General features: G+C 36.5%; 16 protein-coding genes. 5 read left to right on the plus strand and 11 right to left on the minus strand.

What is annotated here, in order from left to right:
* Nucleotides 1-17: 17 nt before the first annotated feature.
* From ACIQ0C_RS20650 to skfA, 3 genes are all read right to left on the minus strand, one after another.
* Nucleotides 18-1,505: a CPBP family intramembrane glutamic endopeptidase gene (locus tag ACIQ0C_RS20650; protein WP_403063381.1), complete on the minus strand. Its 1,488-nt coding sequence runs from the start codon at nucleotides 1,503-1,505 to the stop codon at nucleotides 18-20.
* A gap of 22 nt (nucleotides 1,506-1,527) precedes the next feature.
* A complete protein-coding gene (gene skfB / locus ACIQ0C_RS20655) occupies nucleotides 1,528-2,730 on the minus strand; it encodes a sporulation killing factor system radical SAM maturase (protein WP_403063384.1) in 1,203 nt (400 codons plus the stop codon).
* 86 nt (nucleotides 2,731-2,816) lie between these two features.
* A complete protein-coding gene (skfA, locus tag ACIQ0C_RS20660) occupies nucleotides 2,817-2,990 on the minus strand; it encodes a sporulation killing factor (protein WP_065421222.1) in 174 nt (57 codons plus the stop codon).
* A gap of 569 nt (nucleotides 2,991-3,559) precedes the next feature.
* On the opposite strand from skfA, the gene ACIQ0C_RS20665 reads away from it, so the two are divergent.
* From ACIQ0C_RS20665 to ACIQ0C_RS20675, 3 genes are all read left to right on the plus strand, one after another.
* A complete protein-coding gene (locus ACIQ0C_RS20665; protein WP_403063387.1) occupies nucleotides 3,560-3,739 on the plus strand; it encodes a BRO-N domain-containing protein in 180 nt (59 codons plus the stop codon).
* Entirely contained in the window at nucleotides 3,739-4,005 is a 267-nt protein-coding gene (locus tag ACIQ0C_RS20670) for a BRO-N domain-containing protein (RefSeq protein ID WP_048689054.1), read from the plus strand. Before ACIQ0C_RS20665 ends, ACIQ0C_RS20670 begins: the two co-directional genes overlap by 1 nt.
* Before the next feature lie 631 nt (nucleotides 4,006-4,636).
* Nucleotides 4,637-4,804 carry a hypothetical protein gene (locus ACIQ0C_RS20675; protein ID WP_164468809.1) on the plus strand — a complete coding sequence of 56 codons (168 nt, stop codon included), beginning with the start codon at nucleotides 4,637-4,639 and terminating at the stop codon, nucleotides 4,802-4,804.
* 128 nt (nucleotides 4,805-4,932) lie between these two features.
* On the opposite strand, the gene cspC is transcribed toward ACIQ0C_RS20675, so the two are convergent.
* Nucleotides 4,933-5,133, minus strand: coding sequence for a cold shock protein CspC (gene cspC / locus ACIQ0C_RS20680; protein WP_034314312.1), 201 nt, complete (start codon nucleotides 5,131-5,133; stop codon nucleotides 4,933-4,935).
* Nucleotides 5,134-5,422: 289 nt separating this feature from the next.
* Here cspC and ACIQ0C_RS20685 point away from each other — a divergent pair, with 289 nt between their 5' ends.
* Nucleotides 5,423-5,683 carry a hypothetical protein gene (locus tag ACIQ0C_RS20685; RefSeq protein WP_403063390.1) on the plus strand — a complete coding sequence of 87 codons (261 nt, stop codon included), beginning with the start codon at nucleotides 5,423-5,425 and terminating at the stop codon, nucleotides 5,681-5,683.
* Between the two features lie 33 nt (nucleotides 5,684-5,716).
* On the opposite strand, the gene ACIQ0C_RS20690 is transcribed toward ACIQ0C_RS20685, so the two are convergent.
* From ACIQ0C_RS20690 to ACIQ0C_RS20700, 3 genes are all read right to left on the minus strand, one after another.
* The gene (locus tag ACIQ0C_RS20690; protein WP_403063393.1) at nucleotides 5,717-6,316 is read right to left on the minus strand and encodes a YdcF family protein; all 600 of its coding nucleotides are present in this window, start codon (nucleotides 6,314-6,316) and stop codon (nucleotides 5,717-5,719) included.
* A 103-nt stretch (nucleotides 6,317-6,419) separates the two neighbouring features.
* Nucleotides 6,420-7,205 carry a serine hydrolase gene (locus tag ACIQ0C_RS20695; RefSeq protein ID WP_403063396.1) on the minus strand — a complete coding sequence of 262 codons (786 nt, stop codon included), beginning with the start codon at nucleotides 7,203-7,205 and terminating at the stop codon, nucleotides 6,420-6,422.
* A 172-nt stretch (nucleotides 7,206-7,377) separates the two neighbouring features.
* Nucleotides 7,378-7,545, minus strand: coding sequence for a YezD family protein (locus tag ACIQ0C_RS20700; RefSeq protein ID WP_402839050.1), 168 nt, complete (start codon nucleotides 7,543-7,545; stop codon nucleotides 7,378-7,380).
* A 523-nt stretch (nucleotides 7,546-8,068) separates the two neighbouring features.
* On the opposite strand from ACIQ0C_RS20700, the gene ACIQ0C_RS20705 reads away from it, so the two are divergent.
* Entirely contained in the window at nucleotides 8,069-9,457 is a 1,389-nt protein-coding gene (locus ACIQ0C_RS20705; protein WP_403063399.1) for an amino acid permease, read from the plus strand.
* Between the two features lie 40 nt (nucleotides 9,458-9,497).
* Here ACIQ0C_RS20705 and ACIQ0C_RS20710 read toward each other — a convergent pair whose 3' ends face one another.
* The 4 genes from ACIQ0C_RS20710 to ACIQ0C_RS20725 all read right to left on the minus strand — a co-directional run bounded on the left by ACIQ0C_RS20710 (nucleotide 9,498) and on the right by ACIQ0C_RS20725 (nucleotide 13,010).
* On the minus strand, nucleotides 9,498-10,472 hold the full coding sequence (locus tag ACIQ0C_RS20710; protein WP_403063402.1) for an aldose 1-epimerase: 975 nt from the start codon (nucleotides 10,470-10,472) through the stop codon (nucleotides 9,498-9,500).
* Nucleotides 10,473-10,703: 231 nt separating this feature from the next.
* On the minus strand, nucleotides 10,704-11,003 hold the full coding sequence (locus ACIQ0C_RS20715) for a YxcD family protein (protein ID WP_076366987.1): 300 nt from the start codon (nucleotides 11,001-11,003) through the stop codon (nucleotides 10,704-10,706).
* Nucleotides 10,991-11,425, minus strand: a complete 435-nt coding sequence (locus tag ACIQ0C_RS20720) for a hypothetical protein (RefSeq protein ID WP_403063545.1) — start codon at nucleotides 11,423-11,425, stop codon at nucleotides 10,991-10,993. The genes ACIQ0C_RS20715 and ACIQ0C_RS20720 overlap by 13 nt, the downstream gene beginning before the upstream one ends.
* A gap of 199 nt (nucleotides 11,426-11,624) precedes the next feature.
* A complete protein-coding gene (locus ACIQ0C_RS20725) occupies nucleotides 11,625-13,010 on the minus strand; it encodes a C40 family peptidase (protein WP_403063405.1) in 1,386 nt (461 codons plus the stop codon).
* Nucleotides 13,011-13,511: the final 501 nt, after the last annotated feature.

The raw sequence follows: 13,511 nt of genomic DNA on the forward strand, positions 1-13,511 counted from the left end.
CTTGTAAAAAGTTTTCATCAATATTGTATATTATGGGTATTTTCTACTTTTCCTGCTTTCATTTGAATCTTGTAATAAATTAAAGGTATTGATAACACAATAAAATTATGTACAAAATGGGTGATAAGGGCTGCAAGGAAACCATAGTAAAGGTAAGTAAATCCTAAAATAAAACCAAATAAGACTAATTGAATCCAACGTATAAACCGTGGATTATAACCACTTCCTTGATGTAATAATGACCACAATACAGAAGTAATGGTTACGGCTAAAAGATTGTTGTTAAAAAGCCATAATAAAGTTGAAATACCTAATAATCTAAAAATAACCTCTTCAGTTACAGAGCTCTGTAAACTAATGCTTAAACTCTGTTTAAGTTTAAAACCAGAAAGATAGGATGATCTATCTGATAGTTCAGGAGATATCCTAATTAAATTGTTTTTATCCATATAATGAAATATAAAGGAGAATAATCCTAAAGAAATAAAAGATATCAAAACACCTGTAAGCACTTGCATTCCTACATTCTCGAATAAAGGTAATTCTAGAACAGTGGCTAAATTAATTCCAGTAAGAGATGTAATAAAAGTAACACATCCATAAGCAATACTCCCCATAATAGCTGAAATTATTCCAATCAAGTAAACAGATTTGACAGAAAGCCTAGAGTCAAAAGAATTTATTATCCCCATAGATATATCTTCTTTGCAAGTAAGTAAAACACCTACAATGGTAAACAGTGTAATAATTATAGGTGTTTTCAAATAAACTGCGTTATCTGTAAATATCAATAGAAGAATTCCTATAATTGTAGCTATAAATGAACCTATGAATCCAGATAAATTTAAAGCTGATTCCCCAAATTCTTTTTTTACAATTTCACCCATGTTAGAGGTTAAGATTTCTGTATCACTTAATATACCGATAATAACATTTTCCTGTACTTGGATAGATATTTTCATTCTTAATTCTTCTTCTTCAAGAATATACCAGTAAGTTCTAATATTAGAGAAATCCTCTTTGCGTTCACCTTCTCCAGTACTTTTAACTTTACTCCATATCCCAGAATTATTCACAGTTAAGGCTTTAATTACATCTAAAGGGGATTGTATATTAATTTCATTAGTTCCCATTTCCTGAGAACGAACATCAACGTGCATAAAAACAATTTCCTTGTCCGCATTAATTCCTATTGAGATTGATTTATTTTGACTAACGAATCGAATTCTCCATGATTCAATAATTCCCCATTTGTATAATGTAGTTCTTAACCTGTTAAGCATATTTAGATTATGTAATCTATTAACTGTCTCCCGATCATACCAATACATGCAATAAGGCTGCCAATCGGAAACGTCAATATTAGTCAACTTTTTAATATGCCTTGTTGATATATTAATTGCTTCTTCCTTGTCAATTAATATTGATTCATAAGATTTAGGCCGATATTTCAGAAATAATACGAATCCAATTACACCTAGTAAACTTAGTAAAATTATATTCAAAAGAGTAACCTCCAATAGTAATTTACTGAAATGGGAGATCCTTATCACAAGGTAAAGATACTTTGCTAATACAGTGACAAGATTTAGAATTTTCTCTAACATAAAGTAAACGATCTGGAGCACCAATATTGTGTATAGAATCCTCTAGAATATTTCCAAGTTCAGCTCCCTCAATTTGGCAAGGAGTCACAGTACCATCAGCTCGAATGTACCAAGATAAGTATCCAGGAGTACAAAAATCGGTACATCCATTATTCCCTTCATTATTCCAGTCTGTTAAAATGATACGGTCTCCCCACTTATCTATACATTTTTTCAATTGAGTATTTACACAATTGTATTGATTGTCTGACAACCCGAAGTCACTATCTTTCGCTCGTCCTACAGGGAGCGTAAGACCTGCCCTAAATGCACTAACACCTGCTAATACAGCGTCTTCTACTACATGTTCTACACTCTTATAATTTGAGGGATTTATAGTCATAGCTATTAAAGTAGGAATTTTTGAGTTAGTTAATTTTTTAACATTATGCATGGTTTCATGATAAGCTCCTTGTCTTCCTCGAAGTCTGTCATGAATATCAGGTGTCCCATCAACACTGACTTGAACTACCACATTGTTCAATTGTGTGACTAAATCAATTTCATCTTCCCTCCAATTTATACCGTTACTAAATAGATGTACATTAGTAAATAAAGAACTTGCAGTAGCTAAGATACGTTTAAATCCCTTAGCTAATCTTGCTTCTCCTCCTGTCAAAGTAACATCTGAAACGCCATTAATAGCAAGTTTTTGTAATACACTTAGCCATTGATCTGTATCCAATTCATTAGTATATCTCTTGCCAGAACTTGCGTAACAGAAGGCACAACTTAAGTTACATCCGTTTGTCAGTTGCAAAGTGCAACTTATTGGTAAATAGGATTTTGTAGAGCCAGATATACGTAAGTTTTTTAATATACCTTCCTTCCAAGTTGATGTGAAAGGATGTTCATTGAATTGATCTATTAAATGCTGAGAAGTAATCTCCTCATTATGTATATTCCCCCAAATTTTCGCTGTTTTATCTATAGATCTAGTCTTAGATAAAATAAGCGCAAGTTCTGATGCAACGCCACTTAAACGAAAATAGTACATACTTCGACTCTCTAAAAGGAAACACCCACTCGGTTGTAGATGTAAGGAAAATTCTGGTTCATACTTTAAATCAAGATCATTAGTCATTTATACATCTTTCCTTTCAATAAATATGATGAATGTACTAATACTAGAGACAGAGGGATTTCTCCTCTCCATCTCTAGTTGCTCGTTTAGAGAGCTAAGTTAATAGGTGTGGGCGGTAGGCATGAACGTGTTAGTGAAATACTCTTTGCTGCCCAGCATGCAGCACAACCAACAGATTTGACTAATGGAACGCCACCTTGTTTTTGAGTGCTTTTTTGTGTTGAAGATTCCCACATTAGTTTTTGTTTGTCTTTTTCCATAAATGTCACCCCTTGTAAAATTTTTAATAGTTTTATACTATTATGTTATATATTGTAAATTAGATGTAATCATTTGTAAATAATTAACTTTTAAAAAAATATGCAAATAGTAATATGTTTTCTGCCAAGTACAGTTTCAAAATAGCTATAATTGATTTTAAAATTGATACTTTTGTTCTAAAAAAGGCATTAAAGGACGTTTAGTAGCTTATGAATTGGGTTCGGTTCAATTTGAACTGCACCTCCAATTGTTAGACACCATCTAACAATTGGAGGTGCAGTTTTTTTGACTAAATATACGATAGACGAAAAATCAAATCAGTTTTAGAGTACTTAAAAAGGGAAAAAAACCATAAATCCATTACTCAAGAAAGAAATGTAGGTTTATCCCCTCTGAAAAGATGGGTCGCTCGCTATCTAAAACATGGGATGGAAGGACTTGTTTCATCCTATACAAATTACACTCTGCCCTTTAAACTATAGGTACTTAAATATATGAACGAATATGGGGCATCGATCAACGAGACCGCTGTACATTATAACCTTCCTTCCGATTCTACACTTTTGAATTGGGCAATCCCCTCTTCCTAGCGAAAGATGTTGCTGAGTGGATTGATTACTCTAAAGACAAAGTTGGACAAATGCTGAAAACAGTTGATGAAGATGAGAAAGTAACCTCACCGATACACTATAGCGGTCAGGTTCGCAATATGTATTTCTTAACAGAAGACGGTCTATATGAATATTGATGCAATCACGAAAGCCAATTGCAAAAGCATTCATGAAAGAAGTTAAGATAATCCTTAAGGCAATTCGCAGAGATGGTGGGTATATCGCAACAAATGAAGATGATGATGATGCTACAATCATGGCGAAGGCATTAGTGGTTGCCCAAAAGACAATTGACCGACAAGGTAAACAACTTGAATCTGCTAATAAAGTGATCGAAGAGCAAAAGCCAATGGTCACATTTGCAGAGAAGATATCATACAAATTAGCCTCCCCTAATAATTAAGGAAGGCTCATTCTAAGGGAACATTATTAACTGTTTAGGTCAATTATAACTGTACTTTCTCTGGTCACGCAGTGGTCACAAAAATGGTCACATGTGGTCACAAAAAAGCGTTTTTTCTAGTGTTTATCCATTTTTATCCTTTTGCTTAAAAATCACAAAACCCTTATATATCAACGTTTCCAGTCCACATCGACGGCATCAAACAGGACGGCACTTCAGAACCTGTCTTCCGTAATGGGGATTGGGCGTTTTAATTAGCCGGCTTTAAGCGTCCATCACCTGAAAACCTTCAGCCACGTGATCCCTGTATTACTTGGAAACATGTGGCTGTTTTTTCATGCCCAAAAAGCAGACAAGCCCGTAGTAATATCGACTCCTTGCTTTCGATAAGTTTATTCGCTTAAGCCTGATTCCACATAATCCCAAATTGTGACATCCAGCTAAAAATACATTCACCCTTCACCCTCTGCAATCGCTAAAACATCACCCTTAAATTCCTCCTTATTCAAAATAATTGGGCTCAGTACCGTTTACATAGCCTGATTTTTTAAACCTAATATTTCATTGGAATATCTTGAACACATCTTTGATTGCCAAATATGTTATACTATTAGTAAAGAGGGTGGCTAAATTGAAAAGCAATAAGTATAATACTGGTGAAACAGTAACCATTCAGGATACTAATGAATCAGTAACCATTAATAAATGGGCATATGTAAAAAACATGAAGAGATATTCTTATACGGTTAAAGAACATCCAACTACTTTTTTCTTTGAAGAAGAATTTAAAAAAGCTTAAGAACAAGTCACTAAAAACCCTACTCCGTTCAGAGTGGGATTTTTTTTGCTTTTTCATATTTTAGCACAATAAAAAACAGACCCCCATCGAGGAAGTCTGTTCATATAGGTTACGATTTAATTATAAAATTAAGCTTTTTGAACGTTAGCAGCTTGAGCTCCACGAGCACCTTGCTCAACTTCAAAAGTTACTTTTTGACCTTCGTCTAAAGATTTGAAGCCTTCGCTTTGGATAGCTGAGAAATGTACGAATACGTCGTCTCCGTTTTCACGTTCGATAAATCCAAAACCTTTTTCTGCATTAAACCATTTAACTGTACCTTGTTCCATTGTTGTTGCCTCCTAGTGCATAACACACATTGTATTACTATTTTCAATCATTTGGAAAATAACGAGTATCCTCTTCCACAACCAAAAACAATTCTTTATTAGATTAACATGAAATGATGCAGATAGCAAATTATCCAGCGATAATTTAAGATGGCTCCACATTCTTATTGCCTTCTTATTTTCTTTATTTATCCAATTTAATGATTCAGATATTAATTAATGGGTATATCAGAGTAATAAGATACAGTACGATTTTCACTTAAAGAATTATCAACAAGGAGGTCACTCAATGAAATATTACAAAGTTTCTAATAGCGGTTTTGACAGTAAAGTGATTGTAGCCTATAGCGGCTATGAGGCACTCGGATATTATTTAATGGAAATCGATGATCAACTTGGTTTTGTTGATGATATTGATGTAGAAGAAGTGGATGCTGATGAACGAGTCGAGATTTCCTATACGGTATATCCCGTTTATAAGACACTTAAGGAGCTATATCAAGAGAAAGATTTTTGGCAAGTTCCTAATGTTGTCGTGGAAGTCGAATAATGAAAGCACACCCATCTTTAAGAGAATTCGAATTCACCTCCCAATCAACCCGGTCAAATAGTATTTGGTAATTGCAAGATATTCACGGGTATATGATTTCAACAGTGACACTTTTGGTGTCTTTGCCGGCATTCCCTTCATGTCCAAGCCTTCTTTTTTTGCTATTTCGACTGCCCTGTAGATATGAAAGTCATTACTTACGATCAATCCTGAAGCTGCTGTATCAGGAATGAGTTTTTTTGAGAAAACAATATTTTCGTGAGTTGTTGTAGATTTGTCTTCCATCATGATGCGTGCTTCTTCAATTCCTTGGGCGATTAGCCCCTTTTGCATTGCTTTTGCTTCCGATATATCCTCTCCCGGTCCTTTGCCGCCAGATACAATGACCACTGTATGTTTATTCGCCGATAAATACTCTGCAGCTTTATCAATCCGGTATTGTAAGGATAATGATGGAACCGAACCTTTGACCCTTGCTCCAAGAATAATGAGGTAATCGGCATTTTCCGGAATTTGCTGGTGAATGCTTTCCTGAATTTTCATGTGCAAAAATCCAAAGTACCCCAATATCGCAATGACGCTTATTACACAAAAAATTTTCATTTTCCTTTTCAAAGTTTTTCCCCGCTTCATTTTCTTATCTATATATAACCACTAACTCCTATATGACTAGGATTTGAAGAGCGGGAAATCATGAAAGACTTCCCGCTCTATTCAAAATATTCAATCGGACAGTTCATTCTGCGACCATATCATCATAAATCAATTTTCCAATTTTACTGATTACTTGACGGCTTTCTTCCTCTGATTTCATATCTTCAGTAAGAACGGCAGCATAAACGGTTTGAGTTTCTGACCGAATGATTGCACAATCATGGGCAACTCCCCGAATTCCGCCCGTTTTGCTTGCGACCTTGACTCCTCTGCCCATCAGCGATGGAAGTTTATCCCTTAATTGTTGATTGTCAAATACACGCAATATTCTTTCCTGGCTTTCTTTCGTTAAAAAGTTGCCTGTATGTATGGCTTTTAAGCAGGTAATCGTATCTTCCGCCGATATGGTATTGTCGCGCCCTTCTTTTAATGCCTTAAAATCCTGCATTTTTCGTTCAAGGACAGTATTTTTCAAACCAAGTTCCTTAATGCATTGATTAATTTCTTCAAAGCCCAACAGGTTCATCATCATATTCGTGGATGTATTGTCGGAAATGGTTATCATCAATGTCAATAAATCCTCTACGGTCAAAAATACCTTATTCGATAAGACGTGCAGGACCCCAGATCCCCCTGTCACTTCACTAGGCGGGATGGTCACTGGTTGGTTCAAATAGATTTTCTTTTGTTCACTTTGACGATAACCTTCGATGATCATTGGTATTTTGATCAAACTAGCTGATTGAAAGGATTCATTCTCGTGATATCCAATCGTGTCCCCAAGACCATTTTCAATTTTATATGCAATTTTCCCATTAAATGATTCAACTAATGCCAAGATATCATGTTCTATAGTTTGTAAAGTCATCTATTCCCTGGTCCTCCCTTAGATATCATTTAAACCCCTTAAAAAACTCCCTTATCCCCTAACTTATTCTACCATGTTAAAAGCAGTACAATCTTATTAGAAATTCCAAAAATGAATAAATTTTTGTATAAAAAAGAGCCTTCATATTGAAAGCTCCCTTAATAACTGTCATTCATCTAGCTTTAACGGCACGGCCCTTCACTAATGGGAATCGTTTCTTCTCGGTGGTATCCACTTGTGTGATTGCGCCATCATGTACGGTTATTAAAACTGATCCATATTGCAGATCTTCCAAGCTTGAAATGATATGCCTGATTTTCAATTCTTCTTTCTTTTCCATAATATCTCCCCTTCACTACTGGTAATAAAGCTTCGTTTCATGCCTAATGTTAAAAAGATTCGCACGACAAGCACATGTACGCTTCCCACTTTCAATGTTTTCTTGGGAACTTGGTTTACCTATCATATCCTCATCACTTAACTTTCCGTATAAGAATAACCAGTTAATAGGAACTCCATATTCCCTCCCTTCACTATAAAAAATAAAAGGCACCCACCATCTAACGGATTAGATGTAAGGGTGCCTTTAGTTGACTAATCGGCAATATTCGGGAATTGCAAATGTTATAGAAAAATACAATAAAATGGGACAAACCATATTATTCTTACCAATTAACTTGGTATTTACTAATATAATCCAATTTCATCTTTTTGTCAATCCTGTGTTTAAATTTTCTGATTAATCTGCGTTTTACATTTTACTTATTTACCACTTTACCAAACTAAACTATTTGAGATATACTATTTTAGTATAAGTTGTCGGTATAAACACATACTTTGTATTTAAGAAAGGTTCGATATAATTGGTAAATAAAAAATGGGGTTTATTGATTTTGACCACTTTCGTAATTGGAAATATGGTCGGCGGCGGAATTTTCATGCTCCCTGCCCAATTAGCACAGGTTTCCAGTCCATTAGGGGCCACATTGGCATGGATCGTTACTGGACTGGGAGTTTTTCTAATAGCTTTAGTGTTTGGTAACCTGGCAGTCAGGAAACCGGATTTGAAGGCTGGACCGCAAAGTTATGCTCAATCATTATTTAAATCTCCTGTTAAAGGAAGGGTTTCAGGGTATAGCATGGCTTGGGGCTATTGGGCTGCAAATTGGGCTGCGACAGCTTCTGTCATCATTTCATTTGCTGGTTACCTATCAACGTTTTTCCCGGTGATGCATAGTGCTAAAGTGATTTATACAGCGGGTTCGTTTCAACTTGAACTAGGTAAAGCATTAACGTTTGCGGTATGTTCCATTGCCCTTTGGGGGATTCAGGCAATCTTGGTTAGAAGTTTTAACAGTGCTGGGAAAATGAATCTGTTTGCTACGGTTACCAAAGTGCTTGGATTCTTATTTTTCATCATTATCACGATATTCATCTTCGATACTTCCAATCTAGGAAACGGAGCTGAATTTTATGATAAGGCGGGATCTGCAATCTCTTTAGGTGATCAAGTGAACGCTGCTGCAATTTCAACATTATGGGCCTTCATCGGTATCGAAGCTGCCGTCATGCTTTCAAACCGTGCCAAGTCACAAAATGATGTTAAGAAAGCGACGATTCTTGGTTTACTTATCGCTGTTGCCATTTATATCGGCATTACTTTATTGACGATGGGTGCCATATCACAAGACGAGTTGAAAGTATCACAAAAACCGCTGGTTGACGCACTACAAGCAGTAGTTGGTTCAAGCGGTACGTATTTAATGGCTGCTCTTGCCGTCATTTCCTTATTGGGGTCGACAATCGGATGGATTGTCGTTGCCTCGGAAGTTCCTTACCAAGCAGCGAAGTCGGATCTGTTTCCGGCCTATTTTGCGAAAGCAAACAAAAATGGCACACCCGTCCGTTCTATGACAATAACGAATGTCATGACACAGATATTCCTATTCTCCACTATTTCGGGTACGATTTTGGAGGCTTATAAATTTTCGATGATCGTCGCTACACTTGCTTACTTGATTCCGTATCTTGCATCCGTTCTGTATCAATTGAAACTGGTCATGACCGGAGAAACCTATGACATCATGAAAGGCTCAAGGGTACGTGATGGCATTATTACCATCTTGGCGTTAATCTACTCGATCTGGGTCATCAAGACAGGTACAGCCGATATGAATACATTCATCCTTGGTATTGCCTTATATGTATTTGGAATCATCCTATACCCACTCTGGATGAGAAAAAAAGCATAACCTTAAGCACCTTGGCATTCTTAAATGCCAAGGTGTTTTTTTATATATCTTTCATAATCAATCTAGTTTTCAGCTGAACCGTTTCCCCTGAGCATAACTCCCTCAATCCAGTCAATTTTGCAGGCAAATCCAAATTAGGAGCATTCGTTACCCATGTATATGGTTCAGGACAGACGAACCCCTCCTGATTGAACAATACCCAAAACTTAAAATATTGATCGCCTTGATAGATGACTTGTATGCCAGCCTCTTGGTCAGTGAGAATGCACTCGTTTTCCTGATTTCTTTCTTCATCATAGCCAAATAGGTCATCAAATAGCCGGTCGTCCAAGCTAATACCGTTTTGGATTTCCAATGTATTGGCCGTTTCATGAATTGCACCAGTGGGCAATGACCTATCATTCAACTCCCAATGTTTATTGACGGGAAGAGATATTCTGCAATCCCCCAATTTACTCACTGGTCCAAATGGAAAATTGAATACAGTATGATAACCTGCTCCCCACGGAAAAGGTTCAATGCCCTTATTGGTGATTTCCAATTGTATTTCCAATGTTTCAGCCCTTAAAGATAAAGACATATTTACAGTGATATCTTGTGGAAAGCTACCTTTTAAATCAAAATTACTGCTTGAAAATTCAGTATTAATCACGATTTCTTTACCGTTCACTTCCTTTTTGCCGACTTGCCACGGCTTGTCATGCAAAAAACCATGAATATGATTGGATTTTTCCATTTCATTGATTGGAAACTTATACTCAGTCCCCTTATATGTAAATTGACCATCTTCAATTCGATTAGGAGGAAACAGGATTGGCATTCCGTATAAAATGGGAGCTTTTTTATACTCTTCCACACTATCCGGAGTTCGCAGCAACTCAATATCCTTATGCTTGTATTTCACTGAAAGCAGATTGCTTCCTAAAGATGGCACAAGTATCGCTTCCACTATTTCATTGCCGAACTTTATGGCATTTTCATTTAAAAAAGTGATTTCTTCTATATACCCTTTCACTTTTTCTCCTCCTTTGACTTGAACATATATCCATCCTACTTCCATGGACCATTTTTTGCAACAAATGGAAAATATAATTCATTATAATCTATCTGTGCTTAACAAATGTGTTGGTAATCTAGAATTTTGCTTTACTATCTTTCTATTTCTCTTTTATCCTTTTCCTTCGTACCGGACGTCTTGTAACTTTTTTAAATAAAAAAAAGGATGCCGTTACGGCATCCTTTTTACTTATCTATTACTTTCACTTACTAAAGCCACTATGCCTTCTTCATCATCCAAAACAAGTTCAATCCCCGAGTATGGATCTTTATTCATATATTCATCCAGCCATAAGCGAAGCGCTTCTATCAAGTTGATGGTAATTAACACTTGTTTCCGGCCATCGACAAAAGCTTCTGCCGAAAAGCCATAATCATCATCATACATTAACTCGACTTCCACCTCATTGGGTTGTACCTGCTTTTTACGGGCAATGTAAACACAAACCGCATTGATGATATCTTGTTCGGATATCTTTAGCCTCTCCATGGGTTTGTATCCTCTTTCTTCTTCTTATCTTTGAAATATGTGAATATTTTACGGATCACAACGATCAATACCACAACCGCCAACACGTTGATTAATAGACCAAGTATAGAACCAAGCATTCCCATATTGGCGAATAGGCTGCCAAAAAGTAAACCTGCCAGTCCACCTAGCATAAGTCCTTTCATTAAGCCGCCTTTGGTGAATGTGTTTCCACTCTTGGCTTTATTGGCAGTAGTGGCATCGGATTTCTTCGTTTCTTTATTTTGGAAATTAGAATTATTATTGGTGTTGTTGTTAAAGCTTCTTTTTCCTGACTTGTAACCCCTTGCATCGACTGATTCCGCATGATCCTGGAATACATAAGTGCCGACTGGCGAGAATGCTAGTGTAATTGTAAGTAATGCAGCCATAAATTTTTTCATCATGTTTTTTTGCCTCCGTTTAATAGTATGAAATGTTGTTTCTTTTTATGTTTTCCCAGATTTACTGAAAGTCCACATCACCTATCCTTGTTTTATCTTATAGTATTTACGTTGAAATTCAAAATAAGTTTCATTTTTTTTCGATTTTTTTCAAAAAAAATAAGCAGAGGCATTTTCTCCCCTGCTTATTTTTTAACTATTAGTTTACACGAACGACACGGCCGTTGTATACACCTGCCCAATATCCGCTGTCCATATTGGCGATCGCAACACCTGTTGAACTTTGGGAACCGATAAATTTGCCGCCGCCGACATAAATTCCGACATGCCCATCAGTTTTATAGGTATTGAAAAATACTAAATCTCCAGGTTGTTTTTGACTATCAGATACTTGACGTCCTGCACCTTTCAATGCATCCGTACTGGCCGGAAGGTTCACACCAGCTTGTTTATAAGCCCATGCAACGAACGCTGAACAATCGAAAAGACCGTTAGCGATATCGGATGCCGTTCTTCCGCCGCCAAATTTATATGTGGAGTTACCGATATATTTATAACCTGCTGTAATGGCAGAGCCTGTATTTGCACTGCTTGGCTTACTTGATGTTTCGGTTTTACTTGCTGCAGGTTTTGCAGCAGAACTGTTTTTAGATGAATTTGAAGATGAAGATGATTCACCTTTAGATTTTGCCGAAGCTTCGCCTTTAGACGAACTTGATGATTCTTCGCTAGAAGAACTTGATGATCCTTCACTGGAAGAATTTGAAGAATTTGAAGCATTCACTTCTTCAGCAGCACGGTCAAGGTCTGCTTTTTCCGATGCTTTACGTTCTTCCTCTTTTTTGATATTTTCACGAATGGATGCTATTTGTGCTTCTAAACCAGCATCTTTATTCTCTAAAGATTGTTTTAGGGCCTCTGTTTCCGATTCTTTCTTTTCGATCTTAGCCTTCATATTGACCGTTTCAGCTTTTTGATCTTCAATTTGAGATTGCATGCCTTTAAGCTCTACTTCCATATCCTTAAGGTTTTGCAATTTCTTCTCAACGGTCGCTTGTTTTTTTTCCAGGTCAGCTTTATCCGCTTCCTGCTCGCTAAGAATCTGTTGGTCAGCTTCCACGATAGTGGCTACCGCTCCAACACGATTAACGAATTCACCAAAGCTTTTAGAACCTAACACAACTTCTAGGTACTCAACGTCCCCGCCGCTCTCTTGGAATGAAAGCGCGCGCTCTTTCAAGACTTCCTCGCGTTTTGCGATTCTTTCTTCCAACGCTTTAATTTCTTTCTTTAAAGATTCTATGTCTTTTTCGGTGTCTTTAATTTCTTGTTTAGTATCTTTGATTTTTTGATCATTTTCTTTCATTGCCGATTCGATCTGGGCAATTTGGGCATTCATTTTCGATTGTTCTTTTTTCAATTCCTGAATAACTTGCTCTGCCTCTGAAATATCTGATTGTATTCCTGTGCGTTGCGATTGAATCTCCGTGATTGATTCAGCTTTTACAGACGGTATGGCAAAAGCGCTTCCTAACCCAAGCATAATTGTCGTGTTCAATACGATAAGTTTTTTCTTCAAACTCATTTCCCCTGCTTTCCTCCCGTTGCATTTCCATCGACCCACTTCTTTTTCTCCATGAAAAATACTTAGTCAAAATAAATTGCTGGGAACTCTTCTCTATTTTTTTACTCTTTATGTAATCTTCTAAGGTTGAGATAATATTAAATACGTTTCTTAAACTCTACTATGTTTTCATCTAAGTCGTAGTATATCATCAGATTTTGTCAAATACGTAATAACAATATTACAATTATATTTCAATTTTAACATTAAACATAAAGATTCGACTTTTTCACGTGATAAAACATCCAATATCTTACATAACCCCCTTCGTATTTTGATGCAAGACTTTCTATCTAGTATTTAGCACCAAGGGACCATGGACTATTGGCAGTCAAAAACGAACCACTTGCGCATGCAAGGAAGCCCTTTTGTAACAGATTGTAGCCCATTTACCTTTCATGCTGGAAGTTCCGCAGGCATTCCCAATAAAAAAACCGCTCATCAGCGGTTTTTTCGTCAATA

It is taken from the genome of Peribacillus sp. NPDC096448, from assembly GCF_044762675.1.
In the GTDB taxonomy this organism is placed as follows: Bacteria; Bacillota; Bacilli; order Bacillales; family DSM-1321; genus Peribacillus; species Peribacillus frigoritolerans_B.

Excerpts from the sequence above, each read along its gene's own strand:
- ACIQ0C_RS20690 (WP_403063393.1), bottom strand. The coding sequence starts at position 6,316 with ATGAAGCGGGGAAAAACTTTGAAAAGGAAAATGAAAATTTTTTGTGTA.
- skfA (WP_065421222.1), bottom strand. The coding sequence starts at position 2,990 with ATGGAAAAAGACAAACAAAAACTAATGTGGGAATCTTCAACACAAAAA.
- ACIQ0C_RS20725 (WP_403063405.1), bottom strand. The coding sequence starts at position 13,010 with ATGAGTTTGAAGAAAAAACTTATCGTATTGAACACGACAATTATGCTT.
- ACIQ0C_RS20695 (WP_403063396.1), bottom strand. The coding sequence starts at position 7,205 with ATGACTTTACAAACTATAGAACATGATATCTTGGCATTAGTTGAATCA.
- ACIQ0C_RS20715 (WP_076366987.1), bottom strand. The coding sequence starts at position 11,003 with ATGGAGAGGCTAAAGATATCCGAACAAGATATCATCAATGCGGTTTGT.
- ACIQ0C_RS20670 (WP_048689054.1), top strand. The coding sequence starts at position 3,739 with ATGCAATCACGAAAGCCAATTGCAAAAGCATTCATGAAAGAAGTTAAG.
- skfB (WP_403063384.1), bottom strand. The coding sequence starts at position 2,730 with ATGACTAATGATCTTGATTTAAAGTATGAACCAGAATTTTCCTTACAT.
- ACIQ0C_RS20700 (WP_402839050.1), bottom strand. The coding sequence starts at position 7,545 with ATGGAAAAGAAAGAAGAATTGAAAATCAGGCATATCATTTCAAGCTTG.
- cspC (WP_034314312.1), bottom strand. The coding sequence starts at position 5,133 with ATGGAACAAGGTACAGTTAAATGGTTTAATGCAGAAAAAGGTTTTGGA.
- ACIQ0C_RS20720 (WP_403063545.1), bottom strand. The coding sequence starts at position 11,425 with ATGAAAAAATTTATGGCTGCATTACTTACAATTACACTAGCATTCTCG.
- ACIQ0C_RS20685 (WP_403063390.1), top strand. The coding sequence starts at position 5,423 with ATGAAATATTACAAAGTTTCTAATAGCGGTTTTGACAGTAAAGTGATT.